General features: G+C 33.4%; 19 protein-coding genes. 4 read left to right on the top strand and 15 right to left on the bottom strand.

The window, feature by feature from the left end:
- Positions 1 to 87: 87 nt before the first annotated feature.
- Entirely contained in the window at positions 88 to 3,009 is a 2,922-nt protein-coding gene (locus KWG70_RS07130) for an FAD-binding and (Fe-S)-binding domain-containing protein (protein WP_230935310.1), read from the bottom strand.
- 151 nt (positions 3,010 to 3,160) lie between these two features.
- Between KWG70_RS07130 and KWG70_RS07135 the strand changes: the two genes are divergently transcribed.
- A complete protein-coding gene (locus tag KWG70_RS07135; RefSeq protein ID WP_230935311.1) occupies positions 3,161 to 3,643 on the top strand; it encodes a hypothetical protein in 483 nt (160 codons plus the stop codon).
- 53 nt (positions 3,644 to 3,696) lie between these two features.
- Here the strand turns inward: KWG70_RS07135 and KWG70_RS07140 are convergent, their stop codons facing one another.
- The 3 genes from KWG70_RS07140 to KWG70_RS07150 form a co-directional block, all read right to left on the bottom strand.
- Positions 3,697 to 4,212 (bottom strand): DinB family protein, encoded by a 516-nt coding sequence (locus KWG70_RS07140; RefSeq protein WP_230935312.1) that lies wholly within the window; start codon positions 4,210 to 4,212, stop codon positions 3,697 to 3,699.
- Between the two features lie 85 nt (positions 4,213 to 4,297).
- A complete protein-coding gene (locus KWG70_RS07145) occupies positions 4,298 to 4,777 on the bottom strand; it encodes an Lrp/AsnC family transcriptional regulator (protein ID WP_204345223.1) in 480 nt (159 codons plus the stop codon).
- Between the two features lie 75 nt (positions 4,778 to 4,852).
- A complete protein-coding gene (locus KWG70_RS07150) occupies positions 4,853 to 5,983 on the bottom strand; it encodes a M14 family zinc carboxypeptidase (RefSeq protein ID WP_230935313.1) in 1,131 nt (376 codons plus the stop codon).
- A 305-nt stretch (positions 5,984 to 6,288) separates the two neighbouring features.
- Between KWG70_RS07150 and KWG70_RS07155 the strand changes: the two genes are divergently transcribed.
- The 3 genes from KWG70_RS07155 (at position 6,289) to KWG70_RS07165 (ending at position 7,961) form a co-directional block, all read left to right on the top strand.
- Entirely contained in the window at positions 6,289 to 6,666 is a 378-nt protein-coding gene (locus KWG70_RS07155) for a helix-turn-helix domain-containing protein (RefSeq protein WP_230935314.1), read from the top strand.
- An 88-nt stretch (positions 6,667 to 6,754) separates the two neighbouring features.
- Entirely contained in the window at positions 6,755 to 7,141 is a 387-nt protein-coding gene (locus KWG70_RS07160) for a hypothetical protein (RefSeq protein ID WP_230935315.1), read from the top strand.
- Position 7,142: 1 nt separating this feature from the next.
- Positions 7,143 to 7,961 carry a TerC family protein gene (locus tag KWG70_RS07165; protein WP_230935316.1) on the top strand — a complete coding sequence of 273 codons (819 nt, stop codon included), beginning with the start codon at positions 7,143 to 7,145 and terminating at the stop codon, positions 7,959 to 7,961.
- On the opposite strand, the gene KWG70_RS07170 is transcribed toward KWG70_RS07165, so the two are convergent.
- The 11 genes from KWG70_RS07170 to KWG70_RS07220 all read right to left on the bottom strand — a co-directional run bounded on the left by KWG70_RS07170 (position 7,958) and on the right by KWG70_RS07220 (position 19,889).
- Positions 7,958 to 9,274: a DUF3570 domain-containing protein gene (locus KWG70_RS07170; protein ID WP_262910615.1), complete on the bottom strand. Its 1,317-nt coding sequence runs from the start codon at positions 9,272 to 9,274 to the stop codon at positions 7,958 to 7,960. The two genes, KWG70_RS07165 and KWG70_RS07170, sit on opposite strands and share 4 nt — an antisense overlap.
- Positions 9,275 to 9,295: 21 nt before the next feature.
- A complete protein-coding gene (locus KWG70_RS07175; protein ID WP_230935317.1) occupies positions 9,296 to 9,508 on the bottom strand; it encodes a DUF4266 domain-containing protein in 213 nt (70 codons plus the stop codon).
- On the bottom strand, positions 9,501 to 10,490 hold the full coding sequence (locus KWG70_RS07180) for an FAD:protein FMN transferase (RefSeq protein WP_394801629.1): 990 nt from the start codon (positions 10,488 to 10,490) through the stop codon (positions 9,501 to 9,503). Before KWG70_RS07180 ends, KWG70_RS07175 begins: the two co-directional genes overlap by 8 nt.
- 1 nt (position 10,491) lies before the next feature.
- The gene (locus tag KWG70_RS07185; RefSeq protein WP_230935318.1) at positions 10,492 to 10,929 is read right to left on the bottom strand and encodes a thioredoxin family protein; all 438 of its coding nucleotides are present in this window, start codon (positions 10,927 to 10,929) and stop codon (positions 10,492 to 10,494) included.
- Positions 10,930 to 11,089: 160 nt separating this feature from the next.
- Positions 11,090 to 13,738, bottom strand: a complete 2,649-nt coding sequence (locus KWG70_RS07190; protein WP_230935319.1) for a DNA gyrase/topoisomerase IV subunit A — start codon at positions 13,736 to 13,738, stop codon at positions 11,090 to 11,092.
- A complete protein-coding gene (locus KWG70_RS07195) occupies positions 13,738 to 14,220 on the bottom strand; it encodes a hypothetical protein (protein WP_230935320.1) in 483 nt (160 codons plus the stop codon). Before KWG70_RS07195 ends, KWG70_RS07190 begins: the two co-directional genes overlap by 1 nt.
- Before the next feature lie 4 nt (positions 14,221 to 14,224).
- Complete coding sequence (locus tag KWG70_RS07200) at positions 14,225 to 15,460, bottom strand: retropepsin-like aspartic protease (protein ID WP_230935321.1); 1,236 nt, start codon at positions 15,458 to 15,460, stop codon at positions 14,225 to 14,227.
- Position 15,461: 1 nt separating this feature from the next.
- A complete protein-coding gene (locus KWG70_RS07205; RefSeq protein ID WP_230935322.1) occupies positions 15,462 to 17,321 on the bottom strand; it encodes a DNA topoisomerase IV subunit B in 1,860 nt (619 codons plus the stop codon).
- Between the two features lie 117 nt (positions 17,322 to 17,438).
- Positions 17,439 to 17,903, bottom strand: coding sequence for an SRPBCC family protein (locus KWG70_RS07210; protein ID WP_230935323.1), 465 nt, complete (start codon positions 17,901 to 17,903; stop codon positions 17,439 to 17,441).
- Positions 17,903 to 18,997, bottom strand: coding sequence for a redox-regulated ATPase YchF (gene ychF / locus KWG70_RS07215; protein WP_230935324.1), 1,095 nt, complete (start codon positions 18,995 to 18,997; stop codon positions 17,903 to 17,905). Before ychF ends, KWG70_RS07210 begins: the two co-directional genes overlap by 1 nt.
- 91 nt (positions 18,998 to 19,088) lie before the next feature.
- Positions 19,089 to 19,889, bottom strand: coding sequence for a hypothetical protein (locus KWG70_RS07220; RefSeq protein WP_230935325.1), 801 nt, complete (start codon positions 19,887 to 19,889; stop codon positions 19,089 to 19,091).
- Between the last annotated feature and the right edge of the window lie 42 nt (positions 19,890 to 19,931).

The raw sequence follows: 19,931 nt of genomic DNA on the forward strand, positions 1-19,931 counted from the left end.
ATAGAAAAAACATATAACAACAGCTAAACAATTTACTGATTGCTTGATAATTACAGAAATTATCACAACTCTATTTGAATTAATTAATCAAATCAATGCTCGCCTCAAAATAGTAATAGGATGTAAAGCCTCACGTCCTGTTCCATCTTTAATTTGATGCCTACAACTTGTCCCATTAGCAGAAATGATAATATTCTTGTTTGCATTTCTAATCACAGGAAACAAGGTCTGCTCTCCTATCTTCATACTCACTTCATAATGCTCTTTTTCATAACCAAAACTTCCAGCCATACCACAGCAACCACTAGGAATGATAGTCACTTTATAGTTTTTAGGTAAGTTCAAAGCCGCAAAACTAGACATTTGATTTGCCAAGGCTTTCTGGTGACAATGTCCATGAAATTTTATAGTCTTATGTTCTAATGTAAACTGATCTGAGCTAATATTGCCAAGTTTTATTTCTTGTTGAATGAACTCTTCTATCAAAAATGTGTGTTTTGCGAGGTGTTCGGCGGACTCTTTATCATCGGCTAATCTTAAATATTCATCTTTAAACGTAAGAATAGCCGAAGGTTCTATCCCAACAAGTGGTGTGTCTTCTGAAATTAACTCTTTAAATAAAGACACATTTTTGTTAGCAAAACCTTTAGCCTGATCTAATAATCCTTTTGATAAAAATGCTCGACCAGATTCATGATGTTCAATAATTTTTATTTCGTAATTAAGACCTTTTAACAAGGTGATAGCATCAATCCCAATCGAGGTATCTAAATAGTTTGTGAATTCGTCATTAAACAAATAAATTGTCTTTATATAATTACTATTATTTAATTCATTTTTAGAACTTTGAAGTTCTTTATATAAATTTTTACTTGATAATAATGGCAAGGTTCTTTTCTTCGAAATTCCGAAGATTTTTTTCAGAATAAAAGACGTCAATACATTCGAAAATATAAAATTCGTTACCCATGGAAAGTGACTTCCAAATTTGTTTAAACGATTGTTATATGCAAAGAGCTTTGTACGCCAACTTACACCATTAGCTTTTTGATATTGATATTGAAACTCAGTTTTCAAACTAGCGACATCAACACTACTTGGGCATTCACTAACACAGGCCTTACAACTCAAACACAAATCAAAAACTGTTTTTAACTCATCATGATTAAATCTATTAGCTTTTTCTGAGTGCGTCAAAAATTCACGTAAAGCATTAGCTCTTGCTCTAGTTGTATCTTTTTCATTTCTTGTAGCACGATAACTCGGACACATTGTTCCGCCAAATTCAGGTAGTTTCCTACAATCACCAGACCCATTACACTTCTCAACTTCTCGCAATATCCCTAAAGACTTCGAGAAATCTAAAACCGTTTCAATTTCTGGTTCTTGACGACCAGGCTCATAACGTAGTGACTCATCCATTGGAAATGCATCAATAATCTTTCCTGGATTAAAGATGTTTTCAGGATCAAATATAGACTTGATACGTTTTAAAATTTCATAATTAGACTCGCCAATCATCATTGGAATAAACTCGGCACGTACAATACCGTCTCCGTGTTCTCCACTCATAGAACCATTATAACGCTTTACCAAATGAGCAACATCTGTAGTTATCTCTCTAAACAACACAACATCTGCTTTTTTCTTTAAATTGAGTATTGGTCTTAAATGTAGTTCTCCCGCTCCTGCATGTGCATAATAGACTGGTTTCTGATCATACTTTTTCATTAATTCAGAAAACGCCTTGATATAACTGGACAAATCTTCTAATGCCACTGCTGTATCTTCAATACAAGCAGCTGTCTTCTCATCACCTATCATATTTCCCAATAAACCTAATCCCGCTTTTCGTAAATCGTTAGCCCTATCGATCATGGCTTCTTCAAGCAATACATTAGCGTAAGATAAATTAGAGTCCTGCAGGTCAACAATTAGCGATTGAGACAACCTTTTCAACTCCTCTTCATTATCAGACCTCAATTCGCACATCAATATAGCCTCTGGATCTCCTTCCAAAAACTGACGATTAGCCTGTTGCTTTGTATTATACTTTGTAAGATCCAAAATGGTTTTATCCAGCATTTCACAGGTGTACAAATCATGATTCATGACCAATGAAACTGCATCCAAACAACTTTCTATAGATTCGAAATGTGCAGCAATCATTACATTTTTTGAAGGAGGAAGCTCATCCAATTGCAGTGTGATTTGTGTAGTAAATGCTAATGTTCCTTCACTTCCCGACAATAAAGCACACATATTAAAAGCATCAGGAGACGTATCAAATATTTCATTTTTCAACAACTCATCTATAGCATAACCAGTATTTCTACGATGTATTTGAGGTTTAGGAAAATTGTCTTTTATTTGTTTTTGAATGTGCTCTTCTTTTAATTCAGAATATATTGTTTTATAAATCTGCCCTTCCAATGTACTTGATCTCATTTTCTCTTGAAAACTTTCCATTGACACACTCGAAAACACCGCCTCACTCCCATCACTTAAAATCACATCAAGCGCCAATACCTTATCTCTAGTTACACCATATTTTATAGATGTTGTCCCAGAAGAATTATTGCCAACCATGCCTCCAATCATACACCGATTAGAGGTAGACGTATTAGGACCAAAAAATAAACCAAAAGGCTTTAAATAGTTATTTAACTCATCTCTTACAACTCCAGGTTGCACTGTAACAGTGCGCTTTTTTTCGTTGATATCGACTATTTTATTAAAATATTTAGAGACATCAACTACAATACCGTTCCCTACACACTGACCAGCAAGTGACGTGCCTGCTGTTCTTGGAATAAGTGATGTATTATACACTCTAGCAAAGTCAATGAGGCATTTTATATCTGCTTTAGTTTTAGGAAGCGCAACAGCTAACGGCATCATTCTATATACCGAAGCATCAGTCGCATAAAGTGTTTTTGTCAAGTCATCAAAATGCAACTCACCATCTAATTGAGAAGACAATACTTGTAGCTGTGAATTGATTATCATATATGAATAACTATGTTTATAAAACTAAAAAGAAATTTAATAAAACCTGTTTTTTGGCGTTATTTTTGTAAAGTTAATCCGAAAAAGAAAGCAAACGTCTTTATTTGACTTTCATTCGTAATTAATTAATAACAACAAAAACTTAAATTTTATGAAAAAATTATTTTTATTAGCATTAGCTTTAATTGGCTTTACAACCGTAAATGCACAAGACATTGCAGATAACGCTATTGGTCTTCGTTTAGGAGACAGTGATGGTTTTGGCGCTGAAATTTCATACCAAAGAGCCCTTGGAGATAACAATCGTTTAGAGTTAGATCTCGGTTTAAGAAGCGGGAATAATTATGATGGCTTTAAGCTTGCTGGACTTTATCAATGGGTTTGGAATATTGATGGCGCTTTTAACTGGTATGCAGGTGCTGGTGGCGGTGTTGGATCATACAGTTTCGACAATGTTCCTAATGGTGCTGATGACAGTGAAACGTTTATATTCGTAGCTGGAGATATTGGTATTGAATACAATTTTGACATTCCGCTACAATTATCTCTTGATGCTAGGCCAGAACTTGGTTTTGGCGACTTTAGAGATGATTTAGATTTCGATATTGCACTCGGAATTAGATATAGATTCTAAAATCAATCTAAGACTATATTTAAAAAGCCACTTCGTTTGAAGTGGCTTTTTTTTTATAAGTATCGTTCTTTAATAACGTCACAGTGATGGTTCTCATGTCCAGTAACAATAAATGCCACAGCCCGTGGAGATAAATTACTATTGCTCGCTGTTCCAATTTTAGCAAGCATCTCTTCAGTAAAGCCATCAAATAAATTAATAGTAGCTAATCGAACAGCTTTATACTCATTCATTAAACTATATATCGAGCGATTGTTTGCATTACAACTGGCTGCATACTCATCTTGATCAAAACCAGGGAATAAAGTTTTATCGCCTCTAGCAATACCAAGCGCTCTATAAGTAAATACGCGTTCTGTATCAATTAAATGCTGTATAATCTCTTTTACAGTCCACTTCCCTTCAGCATATCTATATTCCAGTTTGTCCTCTGGAATAGACTCTAAAAAAGCAATTGTAGCATTACCATTATCTTTTAAACCTTCATTTAAATGAGATGAATCTGCCTTTTCTATATAGGTTTGATAATAAGGGTTATATTCACTTTTTAATAAGTCATCTTTAGTCATAATTATGGTGTTTAGAATTTAAATGCAACAAAAAACCCTTCATCAAATACATGACAAAGGGTTAATTTTATAAATGTTAAAATAGTTATAGTTCATTAAAAATAGTATGCATTAAACGCTTCTTGTCGTTAATACTTTCTTCTAGAGAAATCATAGTCTCTGTTCTGTAAATTCCTTCAATATCGTCTAGCATAAAGATAATATCTTTTGCATGAGACGTGTTCTTTGCTCTCACCTTACAGAAAATATTGAACTTACCAGTAGTGATGTGCGCAACAGTTACATAAGGTATCTGAGCAATACGCTCTAAAACAAATTTCGTTTGAGATGTATTATTCAAAAACACACCAACATAAGCTATGAATGAATACCCAAGCTTTTGGTAATCTAGAGTTAAAGACGAGCCTCTGATAATACCAGCTTCTTCCATTTTTTTAACTCTTACATGCACAGTTCCTGCCGAGATCACTAATTTTTTAGCAATATCCGTAAAAGGAATTCTCGTATTATCGATTAACATATCTAAAATTTGATGATCAATTTCATCTAATTTAAATTTCGCCATTTTCTTACTTTTTTATAAATATTATACAAAAATAATGCAATTTCCTTAAAGATACTGCATTAAAAATGGACTTTTTTACGGTTTTAATAAGAATTTTTCATTATTTATGACTACGAAATCGTTTTCGTTGCCCTCGGAAATTGTAGTATTATTCTCTCCGAATACTTGATATCCATTAGCATTGAGCTCTTTATGTGCATTAAAATCGCTTAAATCTGAGATTTTTTCAATTTTAGGGATAAATTTCACCTCACCACCCACTAGCCTTTCATGAAATTGAACAGCCACATCCAATCCGCTAGTATTTCTAATAATAATGTCATAGAACAACTTTTCGTTTTTTGGAATATCTAAATAGGTCGCATATTTATGTCCGTTTACTACATTGTTCGCAATGTAAGATAGTGACACTAGTAATGACTGAAACATGAATTCTCGCGTTTGCTCTCTCATATAGTCATTTGTAAAATGACCAGCCTCAAATAACACCGTTGGCACATCTTTAGCTTGAAATGTATCGCCTACACAGTTAATATTGAATCCGTCATCATATATACCAACCTGATCTTTAATCTGCAATTGGAGATTCTTATTCATTACAGTAATAATCTCCATAGCTACCATTCTGGATGACGTAACTGTACGCTCAGCATCTTGTGCTGGAGCTAGAAAGGATACTGTTGCCGATTTATTCGTATGCCCAGCACTAAAGATTGTTCGTTGTCCATGTAAATTATAGCAAAAATGCGGTTTAAATTTTTCAAAAACAGAACGCAACACCCTGCTTTCAGGCTGGGATAAGTCTTGAGCATCACGATTTAAATCTATATCATTTGCATTATGTCTCGTATAAGCTAAAGCTCCATCAGGGTTTAAAATTGGAATTATTTTAATAGTACATTGCTCCAAAATTAAATCCAAATCAAAAGTGTTCTCAGCAAAAGCATTGAGCATATCAAAAATTGCCTTGGTTGTTGTGCTTTCGTTGCCATGCATTTGAGACCACATTAAAACCTTTTTGTCTCCATGCCCCAAAGTAATTGTATAAACAGGTAATGAATTCACAGAAGTCCCAACCAAATCAATGCTAAAATTTTTATCAAATTTCTTAAGTAAAGGCGCTATAAAACCATGGTGAATATAGCGTCCAAAAAGCAACTTTTCTTTGTGTGTTTTGAATAATGTTTTAAGAGTTTCTAACTGCATATTTACAAATTACCAATCACAAAGGTAAACATTTGTTAATTTACAATTGTAAACACACGAAATATCCAATTACAGTTTCATTTGTTGATATTTGTATACAATTTACCTCTTATACCTAAATGTTAATTGAAGAAAATGCAATAAAAAATATTTATTAGCATCAAATAATTAATATTCAGATAATTAAATCAATTTAAGTAAAGTTTAAGTTTTATATATAATATATTATTATTAGTTCTTTATCTTTAGAGTTTACAATTTTATTTACATTTGTAACGTTACATAATTAAACTTTAAGGTTTACAATGATCAACAACGAAGAATTTACAAAACGACTTCAAAAAGTCATCGATTTTTACGGAGAATCGGCATCTTCTTTTGCAGAAAAAATAGGCGTCCAACGCTCTAGTATTTCTCATATATTATCTGGTCGAAATAAGCCAAGTTTAGATTTTGTTTTAAAAGTACTCTCCTCCTTTCCTGAAGTGGAATTATACTGGCTAATGAATGGCAAAGGAAATTTCCCATCTAAAAAAAACAAAGCATCTTCTCATCCCATTTCCGAAGTTGAAAAAAATGCGGTCTTAGAAATTCCTCAAATTTCTAAACCCGACGATAAATCAATAGAACGCATAGTCATATTTTATAAGGATGGTACATTTAAGAATTTTGAGCAGTCATAAATCTGCTAGCTATTTTTTTAATACCTGATTATTCTAATATGTCTCATAAATCATGTTCCATTTTGTAATTTTGTACAAAACTCAAATTATGCGACACTGGTTACTTCTTCTTCTGCCATTATTTTTTCTAAATTGCTATGAAGCTGAGCGCAATTGTACCGACTTTAAAACCGGAACCTTTGAATTCACTTACATAATTGATGGTATTGAAAAGACAGGCACATTTGTTAGGACTAAAGATTATAACATCGATTATTTTGACAATAAAATTGATTCCGCATCCATACGATGGATTAATGATTGTGAATTTATTCAGAAAGAGTTACACCCCAAAAATAAGGAAGAGCAGAAAGCTATTCATTTTAAAATATTGAGCACAACTGAAGATTCTTATACTTTTGAGTATAAATTAGCTGTAAAAGAGGATTTTAAAAAGCAACGTGTAGAAAAAGGCATTGCAAAAAAGATAAAATAACATGTTAGAATTTTTATTAACTGGTGATGCTATAATTGCATTGTTAACTTTGACATTTTTAGAGATAATTTTAGGAATAGATAATATTGTATTTATTTCTATTGCAGCTAATAAACTTCCGGAGAATCAGAGAAGCAAAGCCACAAATATAGGGCTAATCCTAGCTTTAGTGCAACGCGTTATTCTTCTGTTTTTTGTCTCTTTTCTTGTTGGTTTGTCTAAACCTTTTTATACTATTGAGAACAACTGGCTCCAGCTGCATATTAGTTGGCAAGCCCTAATTTTGTTTATTGGTGGTTTATTTTTGATTTATAAAAGTACTTCTGAAATTAGAGAAAAAGTTACAGATCCAGAGCATGATGAAGACCAGGTGAAAGGAAAGACAATTAAATCTTTATCTAACGCATTGGTGCAAATACTCATTATTGATTTTATTTTTTCCATAGATTCTATCCTTACAGCAGTAGGAATGACCAATGGGCTGCATCCTAATCAAAATTACACCTTAGTATTAATGATTATTGCTGTAATGATCTCTATTGTGATTATGATTGCTTTTGCAAATCCTATACGTCGCTTTATAGATACCAATCCGAGTATTCAAATGTTAGGACTAGCCTTTTTAATATTAATAGGTTTTATGCTAATTACCGAAGCTGCTCACTTATCGAATACAGAGTTCTTTGGAAATAAGGTTGGCGCAATACCTAAAGGTTATCTCTATTTTGCTATCGCTTTCTCTTTATTTGTAGAGTTTTTGAATTACAGGCTCAATAAAAAGGCACAGAAGAAGAACAAGAAAAAAACAAAAACAGACTAGTCCATTATAAACTTAAAGCCTGTCGTTATAATACTTGAACTTAAGCTATTATCTCTATCATAATAGGTGTATTTCAAGTCGATACTCTTTAGTCCGAGTTTCCATATATGAAGTTTTGTAAAAATATCTGTATACGAAGCTCCAAAACTAAACTGATTCGCACTATACTTAGATAAATCATAATCTGATGTATAGAACTCATCTGTAGACAAATGCCCTTCATAAATATTGAAATAATCTGCTGCTGTTTGATTATAAAAGCGATAGGATGGATACAAGGTGAATTTATCACTTATTTTTATAGGAAGTTCAACACTAGTAGTATGAGACTTAATTCCCCAATCATCGGTATAATAGCGATAAAACGTTCTTAACACAAATGTTTCATCTATATAATAATTTAATCGTCCTCCCAATGCGATTTTAAATCTAGAGTCTGGTAAACGCTCTATATCATCAGCGAGATGAAAATTATCAATAAATGAATCTTCTATATCACTAAAATAAACACGCTGAAAAGGTGTAGATAACAGCCCGTCTTGCATAACTAAATCAAGTGCAATAGACCCTTGAAGGTTTTTGGATAGTATTTGAGAAAACCCAAAACCCAAGGCATAGGAGTTACGACCTTCATTATCAAAAATTGTGAAATTTGGATTATAATTAGAGTTTCCTGTAACTATATTTTGGTTGAACAAACTGCTATTTAAGCCTTCACCGCCTTCTTGAAACGGCCTTAACTCTGTTGGGTAAAGGGCATTCCAAGTATCTATATAAACATTTCCATTAATACTAATTTCAGTATTTTTTTCATTAAAAAGTTTTGTATAACTCCCTCCAACTCCTATTGAGAAATAATCATATTCTGCAGATATAGAAAGCTTAGCAGACCAAATGTCATTTCTATCATCAGAACTATGGCTATAAGATCCTGTTATATTAGTCCAAACATCACCTTTAGAAGCTCCTGAGCTAGCAACAAATGGATCAGCTCCACTATCTACATCAAAAGGACCAACGTTACTTGAAGATGCCGACGTATAAGCAGAAACACCTGCATCTATTGTTAATATATCATCGTCATTTAATGGAATAGACACTATAAATGTTGCTGTAACATCTGTAAGTTCTTCTGTCCCAATTCCACCACTTACAGCAGCATTATCTCCATCTTGAGTATAATAACTCGACAGAAAATCAACTTCAGTAGTCTCCAAAACTCTCTTTTTATAAACTTGCGTAGAATCTTGAGATTGTCCAAATACAAATTGAAATGAACATATGGCAAGAACAATCAAACTTCCTTTTTTCAAATTTCTGTTTTATTTAATTATTTAATTGCAACCACAGCCGCCTCCGGTTTTTCCTCCATTAGCACCAGACGCTGCTTCTCTATAAGAATGAGCTGTTAATATATTTCTATCCGATTTCCTGTCGGCCAAAACCATATCAGGATCATTAAGGTTTACTTTTTCATATTCTTTTACTGCCACACAAGACGTTAAAAATGATATCGACATAACGAGTAATAATGCTTTTTTAATCATCTGATTTGATTTTTATATTATTTGATGTAAAGAGATTACCATTATCATCGATGATAATGCACTCTATATTTTGCAATTGATTTACCCTATTTAGACCTACATCTATTCCCATAACAAATACCGAAGTTGCTAACGCATCGGCTAACTCGGCTTTTGGAGCAAATACAGTAACACTTATAATTCCCGATGATGGATAACCGGTTCTAGGATCTATAATATGAGAATAACGCTTATTGTTAAACGTGACGTGTTTCTCGTAATTACCCGAAGTCACTACTGCTCCATTAGATATAGGTAACAGCGCATAAGCTTTGGCTTTGTCTAATGGGTTAGTGATTGCCACGTTCCATTCGTCTCCACTTACCTGTTTACCCCAAGTATTCATGTCTCCCGAAGCATTTATAATTCCCGAGGCTACTCCTTTGGATTTCAAAAGAGATTTGGCTTTATCTGCTGCATAACCTTTCCCTATGGCTCCAAAGCCAATCTTCATTCCTTTTTCTTTTAAAAAAACTGAAGAATTATCAGAATTCAATACTACATTTTCGTATCCAACTTTTTCAACTGACGCTTTTATATCTGTTTTTGAAGGCATTTGCTTCATACTTCCATCAAACTTCCAAATTTTATCCATTGAAGCATAAGAAATATCAAAGGCGCCATCTGTTAGTTTAGAGATAGATAATGAGCGTTGAATTAAATCAAACAACTCTTTATCTACTACAACTGGTTTTAAACCAGCATTTCTATTAATTTCGGAAGTTTGAGATTTTATATCCCATGAGGAAATCAGTTTTTCAATTCTCGTTATTTCCAAGACAGCTAAATCAATATATTGATTTGCCTGAATAGTATCTTTTGCCACTACTGTAATATCAAATCGGCTACCCATAAGCTTTAAAGTACGTTTATGTGTGATTTGTCCTTGAACACAAAATTGTGTGAGAAGTAAAAAGAGTAGTATTGAGATCTTTTTCAAAATATTATAATTTAAAAGACTCTAAAATTTTTATATAATCGGAAGGCGACATTTTTTTATAACCAGTAGCTCCTAACTTATTCCCTTTAGCATCCAGAACGACAACAAAAGGGAAATATCCATTTTTATTATAAGTTTCAGCTAATTTATTATTGTGTTCTTGCTGAGATTGAGATAATGCATTTTTCTTTCGTTTTGGAAAGTCAGCTTTAAGCATTATAAAATGATCTTTGGCGTAATTTTCAAATTCATCCGTATGCCATATCTCTTTATCTAATTTGATACAAGGCGCACACCAGTCTGATCCTTGAAAAACCAGCACTATTTTTTTATTTTCTTCTTGAGCTGAAGATTTAGCTGTGTCAAAATCTGTAATCCATTCTTGAGAAAATGCCGATACAGAAAAAAGTATACATAAAGCAACTATGATATTATGCTTCATAATGATTAATAGTTAATAGGTTGTTGTTACAACGGCAAAAAAATCAAATACATACAATCGGTCAGTTAAAAAATGTTAAAACTAACTTTTCAACTTACACAACTGTCACTAAAAATCAAATTACTGAAGTATTCAAATCCTATAAAATGATAACTATCAATTAAAACAAAGTAATCTGTCCCTCATCGTCTTCAGTATCCTTTTTAGGATTATCTTCAGGTTTTTCATCAGAAGCAGACTTCGTATCAGAAGGTTCTACAGTTTCATCAATCACTTCAATTTCTACCGCTGGAATCTCCTCAGGCGCTTCATATGGTAATGGCTCCAATAGATTGACTTGGTTGATCTTCTCTTTCGTCAATTGATTACCTAAAGCATTAATTCCTTTTATTGCAATAAATTCTTCGAGATTAATCTCTTCGTTATCCTTTCTATCTTTTCCACGTTCTTTTTTAAATTCTATTTCAGCCATTGGCTTCCAATCTGTAGAAACGATTTCTAATTGAGAGTCTGGATGGTCTGAAATAAAAGATTCTTCCTTACCTTCATTCTCTATAAGAAAGCGTTTAACATAGTACATTTCCTTTTCTCCATTGTAGTATACGACAGAGATAGGCTTCTTCGGAATCCATTTTTCCAATACAATCATATCATCATCAAAATGCGTACTTAACTCTGGCAAAATCGTTTTTACAACACCAGACTGTGTAATTATAAGCAATCTATCTTCTCCTCTAAATTCACCTATCAATTCTCCACGCTCGTCAACATTAAGTCGTTGCACTGTATCATCAAACCATATTTTACGCGGTTTCAATGTCGAAACTCCCTTTTCTTTGAGTTCTATTTTCTTAACCGAATACTTCGTTACCAGGTTACCTTTTGAAGCTCTACCTTTAATTAATACATCAGCAAAATCTAAGTCCCATTTAAGCTTTTTAATACTTCCTACTTGGCGCAAATGGACTGTGATAACCTCAGCTTCTCCATTTGGGTTTGCAGAAAAGTACCATAACTTAGAACTTTTTGATCCGTTAGTAAGGTCATATTCTTTATCTCTTGTCATAGACGTCACCGCAAAACGCTTCACATAAGTTGGCCCTTTACTCCCATCGCGATAAATCAAATTATAGATAGTACGTTTATCTTTCTTTTTAAAGACAGCAACATGTATAATATCTTTCCCAACAAAGGTTTTACTTCCCACTTTAGTCACCATCATTTTACCTTCCTGAGTAAACACTATAATATCATCAATATCACTACAATCGCAAACATATTCATCTCTTCTAAGCGATGTCCCTATGAAGCCTTCTGCTCTATTGACATATAGTTTTGTGTTTCTAATCACAACTTTAGTTGCATCTACATCTTCAAATGTTCTAATTTCTGTTTTACGCTCACGACCATCGCCATAATCCTTTTTTAAACGTTGAAAATAGGAAATAGCATAATCGATAAGGTTAGCCAAATGATGTTTAACCTCATCAATTTGATCTTCAAGCGCATCAATTTTTTGTTGCGCCTTGTCAATATCAAATTTTGAAATACGTTTAATTCTAATCTCGGTTAGACGTGTAATGTCGTCGACTGTAATTTCGCGTTTAAGATGCTTCACATGAGGCTTCAACCCTTTATCTATAGCTTGAATCACACCTTCCCAAGTTTCTTCTTCTTCAATATCACGATAAATTCGGTTTTCAATAAAAATACGCTCTAAAGATGCAAAATGCCATTGCTCTTCAAACTCACCAAGTTTAATTTCCAATTCACTTTTCAGAAGTTGAACTGTATTATCTGTTGAACGTCTCAACATTTCAGAAACACCAATAAACAACGGTTTATTATCTTCAATCACACAACCTAGAGGCGAAATTGAAGTTTCACAATTGGTGAATGCATAAAGCGCATCTATTGTTTTGTCTGGTGAAATACCGCTAGGTAAATGCACCAAAATCTCTACATCTGCAGCAGTATTATCTTCGATTTTTTTAATCTTAATCTTTCCTTTGTCATTTGCTTTCAGAATAGAATCAATCAAAGACGATGTGTTTGTAGCGAAAGGGATTTCGGTAATAACCAACGTGTTTTTGTCTAATTGGGAGATCTTAGCACGTACGCGAACCTTTCCTCCTCGAAGTCCGTCATTATAATTAGATACATCAGCAATACCAGCTGTTGGGAAATCTGGAACAATAGTAAAACGTTTTCCTTTAAGGTGTTTAATAGAAGCATCTATAAGTTCTATAAAATTATGGGGCAATATTTTGGTTGACAATCCTACAGCAATACCTTCTCCGCCTTGAGCTAGAAGTAAAGGAAACATCACTGGAAGATTGATTGGTTCTTTACGTCGACCATCATAACTTGCTTGCCATTGTGTAATTTTTGGATTATAAACCACGTCCAATCCAAACTTAGAAATACGTGCTTCGATATAACGAGAAGCAGCAGCGCTATCACCTGTAAGTATGTTTCCCCAGTTTCCTTGCGTGTCGATAAGAAGGTCTTTTTGACCAATCTGAACCATAGCATCAGCAATACTAGCGTCACCATGAGGATGGTACTGCATGGTATGACCAACTATATTTGCAACCTTATTATATCGACCGTCATCTAAATCTTTCATAGAATGCATAATACGACGTTGCACAGGCTTGAAGCCGTCTTCAATTGCAGGAACTGCTCTTTCGAGAATTACATAAGATGCATAATCTAAAAACCAATCTTTATACATACCAGTAACTCTGGTAATGCTTTCTTGTGGTTCATCTTGATTATCAATGATATCAGTATTATCTTCGCTCATTAATCTTTCTTGTTTTTATTCATTTTAATAATTTTACTTAGAGACTGCCTGATATAGCGCCGTTTTTTTCGAGGAACCAGAGTTACATTAAAGGACTGCTTGGTTTTTCTACCACGACTATCTCTAAGATAAAATGTAAGTGTTTTATAAACGATATAGTTTCTAAACTTAAACGCATATAATCGTTCTTTTTCAAATTCTAATTTACGCTCTCTATAATTGTATTTTTCTGAAAGCAGCAGCCCTCGATTAATTACCACTACTTTAACACCATCACTATCATACTCAAAATATTTTGAAATGTAATGTACTAAAACTAAAAGCATCACAAACCCAAAAACAATAATAAAAAAAGTAAGCGTTGGGTTATCAGTGACTTCACTAAACGCCCTAAAGACAGTCGCAAAAAGCACAGCAAGAAGTATCAATACAAAATATACTGATATGATTGTGTTCTTTACTTTTGAATTATTGGTACGCATTGTACTAATTTAATTTAATATTAAAATCACTTAAAATAGTAGTGAGGTCTTTTTTGGTGATATCTACATCTATAATTTCTCCCTCTTTATTTTTTACTTTTAAAGTTAATTGTTTTAATTCTTCTGTATTTGAAGCTTTAGTAATATAGTCACAAATTTTACTTTCTGTAATCTGTTCTCCATTTACGGCAAGGATTTGGTCACCATAATTAAGTCTTTTTTGTAGCGCTTTATCCCAAACATAGCCAACAACAATAGTATTATTTTTATATGTCGAAGTATATCCAGACATTGGCTTACTCACATCTAATGTTTCTGTTTTTGGTTTGAAGTAAAATCGCTTATTTCTATAATCGATTGTCATTACACCATAATTTAATAATTCAGCGCCTATTTTAGAATTATCATCTTTAGTGGTGTGCGTGATACAATTTTCAATTTCAAAATCATTGATAACCAATTTCGGCAAATGCACTCTTAACTGATTATTCACAGGAACTTCACCAAATAAACTTACTGATGACGCTCCATTACTTTGACCAATAGCATTAAAGATAGCTTTGGATTTAAAAATATCATAATTTTCTCGAGACAGATCATATAGACCTCCCATACCTGTGTCAATTAAAACGAGTTCCCTGCCTTTGTCTTTTCCATGAAGTTCTATCCAAACATAGGGACTACCTTGATTACCTACTAGTTTAATTTTGTTAGATTCTTTCTTGTTTAAGCCTAGTTTTTTTGGTTTATCTGTTAGTATTAAAACTTTATTCGAAGCATCAAATTGAATAATAGACTGTTTGAGCAAGTTACTACCAATAAATCCATCGACACCAAAACACTTAAATATATCACTTCCATTGAGATCATATACCAATGCTGTAGCATTTTCAAATTCAATTCCACCAAGCTTTAAGCTTTTTAATGACACCACATCTAGTTGTTGGCGTTTTCTGTTAGCATCAGTCGTGGGAATCGTTGTTACTACTTTAGGTTTTACAGTTTGTAAAACTTCAGAAGATATAATATTAGGAGCTCCTGTATCTAACAAAAACCTATACACCTTTCCTTCTATTTCTACAGGAACGATGATTTTGTTTTTCTCAAACTCAAATGGAATTTCCTCATAATAATTTTTAGCATTAACTTTTCCTTGCCTAAGACTACTACTTTGAGCACAAGCATTTAAAGTAAAAGCAAGGATAATTAGCTTAAATACGATTTGATTAATACACTTCATTCTACTTTTCGTCTTCAACCAAATCTAATTCAACTTTCAAATTATTTATAATAAACTCTTGACGAGATGGTGTATTTTTCCCCATGTAGAAAGATAACAATTCCTCAATCGACATGTCTTTATCTAGCATTACTGGATCTAAACGAATATCATCGCCAATGAAATGCACAAATTCATCAGGAGAAATCTCACCAAGACCTTTAAATCGTGTAATTTCTGGTTTTGGTTTTAACTTCTCAATGGCATTGCGACGTTCCGCATCTGAATAGCAATAAATGGTTTCTTTTTTATTTCGGACTCTAAATAAAGGTGTTTGTAAAATGTATAGATGTCCTTCCTTAATGACTTCTGGAAAAAACTGCAAAAAGAATGTGATTAACAATAATCTAATATGCATACCATCAACATCAGCATCGGTAGCAATTACGATATAATTATAACGCAAATCTTCTAGCGATTCTTCAATATTTAAAGCAGCTTGCAATAAATTAAACTCTTCATTTTCATAGACGATTTTTTTACTCAAACCATAACAATTAAGAGGTTTTCCTTTTAAACTGAAAACAGCTTGAGTATTGACATCTCTAGATTTTGTGATACTACCAGATGCAGAATCTCCCTCTGTAATAAATAATGTAGTCTCTAGATTACGTTCATTTTTGGTGTCTCCAAAATGCACGCGGCAATCCCTCAATTTTTTATTGTGCAAACTTGCCTTCTTTGCTCTGTCTTTTGCTAACTTTCTAATTCCTGAAAGCTCCTTACGTTCGCGCTCAGCTTGTAAAATCTTACGTTGAATTTTCTCTGCAGTATCTGGATTTTTATGCAAGTAGTTATCCAGATAACGCTTCATAAAATCGTTGATATATGTTCTTACCGTTGGCAAGCCTCCTCCCATATCTGTAGAACCTAATTTTGTTTTTGTCTGACTTTCAAAAACAGGCTCCATGACTTTGATTGAGATCGCTGAGGCTACAGATTTTCTAATATCTGATGCTTCATAGTTCTTTCCGTAGAACTCACGCAAGGTTTTTACTAGAGCTTCTCTAAACGCTGCTAAATGCGTCCCTCCCTGTGTTGTGTTTTGTCCATTTACAAAACTGTGATATTCTTCGCTGTATTGTGTTTTACTATGTGTTAGTGCCACTTCAATATCATTTCCTTTTAAATGGATAATATCATAGAGGCGATCTGTTTCATTTATGTTTTCAGATAAGAGATCTTTAAGTCCGTTCTCACTAAAATACTTTTCTCCATTAAAAACGATTGTTAATCCCGGATTGAGATACACATAGTTTTTAAGCATCTTTGAGACATACTCATTACGATACTTATAATTTTTGAAAATAGTCTCATCTGGAATAAATGATACTTTGGTCCCTTTTCGTCTAGATGTATCATCAAGCAATTCTTGATTAGAAAGATTTCCTTGTTCAAATTCGGCCGAAGCAGACTTCCCATCACGTGTTGATTCTACTCGGAAATAATTAGATAAAGCATTTACCGCTTTTGTACCAACACCATTTAATCCGACAGATTTCTTAAAAGCTCTAGAATCATATTTTCCTCCAGTGTTCATTTTAGAGACCACATCAACTACTTTTCCTAATGGAATTCCTCGTCCATAATCCCTTACGATTACTTTATTACCTTGGATAGAAATTTCTATAGTCTTACCTGCTCCCATGACATATTCGTCAATGGAATTATCTAAAACTTCTTTAAGTAGAATATATATACCATCATCTGGTGATGAGCCATCACCTAATTTACCAATATACATACCAGGTCGCATTCTGATGTGTTCTTTCCAATCAAGCGAGCGTATGTTATCTTCGGTATATTTGGTTTCTTGAGACATAAATGGATGAAAAATTAAGATAGAACGCTAATATAACATAACGTTACAAAAAATGAAATAGGGATCCCACAAAGTAATTAACAATAAAAGCCCAATATTGTTGAGAACGTTACTGTTTTATTGATTATAAGATAATTCTTCAGCTTTTTCTTTCAAAAACGTATTTCGAGTCACTAATAAGTTAGTCATATAGTGCTTTAAAAACAGAACGTTTGCGATTTTTCCGAAGATCCCAAAAGGCGATTGAAAATAAAACGTATCAACCATCACAGTACCATCATTTTCAATTTGAAATCGATGTTCATGCTTAAACGATTTAAAAGCTCCAGAAACCATTTCATCTACAAAATAGTATGGAGGATCAAATTGCGTAATTTTAGAGGTTAGTTTCTGTGTAATTCCGAAGTGTTTTGCTTCCCATGTCACCCATTCTCCTAGTGCAATCAAACCTGATGTTTTACCAGCTATTGCTTTTTCGCCAGAATCCACCATGGACATTTTATGAAAATCTATATCACGTGACAGGTCAAAACAGACTTGAATGTCTGCATCAATAAATGTCTTGATTTCGATTAAAGGCATTATACATTAAATAAGAAGTGCATAACATCACCATCCTTGACAATATAATTTTTACCTTCAACACGCATTTTACCGGCTTCTTTAACTTTTGCTTCACTACCATACTGTACATAGTCATCATAGGCAATAACCTCTGCTCTAATGAAGCCTTTTTCAAAGTCGGTGTGGATCACACCAGCAGCTTGAGGTGCTGTTGCGCCTATATCTACTGTCCAAGCTCGAACTTCCTTGACACCAGCAGTAAAATACGTTTGCTGATTTAATAACTTGTAAGCAGATCTTATTAATTTTGAAGAACCTGGTTCATCCAAACCAATATCTTGAAGAAACATTTGACGTTCTTCGTAATCATCAAGTTCATTAATATCGGCTTCTGTACCTACGGCTAAAACCAAAACTTCTGCTTTTTCATCTTTTACAGCTGCTCTTACTTGTTCTACATAAGCATTTCCAGATACAGCACTTGCCTCGTCGACATTACATACATACATCACTGGTTTAGAAGTGATCAATTGCGCAGGACCAACAAATTCCTCTTGTTCATCATCGCTAAACTCCAATGCTCTAACCGATTTTCCAGCTTCGAGGCCATCTTTAAGTTTTAGCAATATAGCTTCTTCCTTTTGTGCTTCTTTATTTCCTGTTTTTGCTGCACGCTTCACTTTATCAAGTTTCTTTTCTACAGTTTCAAGATCCTTAAGCTGCAATTCCATATCGATAGTTTCCTTATCACGAATAGGGTCTACACTGCCATCTACATGCACAATATTATCATTATCAAAACAACGCAACACATGAAGAATAGCATCGGTTTCACGAATGTTTCCCAAAAACTGATTTCCTAAACCTTCACCTTTACTCGCTCCTTTTACTAAACCTGCAATATCTACAATTTCAACAGTAGCAGGCATAACACGCTCAGGGTTTACCAAAGACTCTAATTTTTGAAGCCTTGGGTCTGGCACATTAACCACACCAATATTGGGTTCGATCGTACAAAACGGAAAATTTGCGCTCTGCGCTTTAGCATTAGATAAACAGTTAAATAAGGTCGATTTACCTACGTTTGGCAATCCTACAATTCCAGCTTTCATAAGTTTTGTTTTTGCGAGTGCAAATGTAGTTAAATATCTTATTGTTTTAAATAAAAACGAGAAGTAAGATTACAGAGACTAGGAGACGTCTCTATTTTCTAATTATTATAGCACGATATACCGTATCTTGTAGAGATAGCATCGTTTCTTCTATAGGGAATCCTGTACTGTCCATATGAATAACAGTCGTGTAGACAGGTTGAGAATCATTAGCCTTTTTAAGTTGTTGCACATCTACTCGCTTTAAAACAGACTCATTCCAAGAGTAAGTTATAATTTGATTTAATCCAAATTCAGCTTTAGGATGATCCTTTTTCTTTATAGCTTTCTTTATAAGTTGATTTTTTTCATTGTAGTAATAATCTATATGGTCATAAAACTCTGGGTAATTCATAATTTTCCCTTCTTCTAGTTCACCATCTCTTGAAACGATTTTTTCATTTTTAACGACATATTTATAGTGAATTCCCCATCCAAAGTTAGACATCTCACTTTCAAAAATAGTATCAGTATTGCGTGTTCTTTCATAAGTGTATAATTCGGAATAATCGGTAAATATGTTTTTTTTCATTAATAATCCTGTGGAATCAAATTCAAAATGATTGGTGCAACACATAAAGCCTCTTCTATTTTCCATGACAATATTATTTTTTTGCAAAATAAAATAGCTTAAGGTATCGCCCACTATAGAACCAGCAACTTTCCCATGAGTAAGAATTTCAAAAACCAAACCTGCATCAGAAGCCTTCATCAAATGTGGAATATCATCGATACAGTTAACCAATAAAGGGTCTAAAGATGTTTTCTTTTCTACAGAATCTGAAGACGTCCTCTTGTCTTTAGAACAGGACAGGAAAAGACACACACATAAAACTAAAGTAATATATTTCATTAAATAACTAAACAAAAAAATCCTAAGCTTATTGCTTAGGAC

The organism is Psychroserpens luteolus, assembly GCF_021032705.1.
In the GTDB taxonomy this organism is placed as follows: domain Bacteria; phylum Bacteroidota; class Bacteroidia; order Flavobacteriales; family Flavobacteriaceae; genus Psychroserpens; species Psychroserpens luteolus.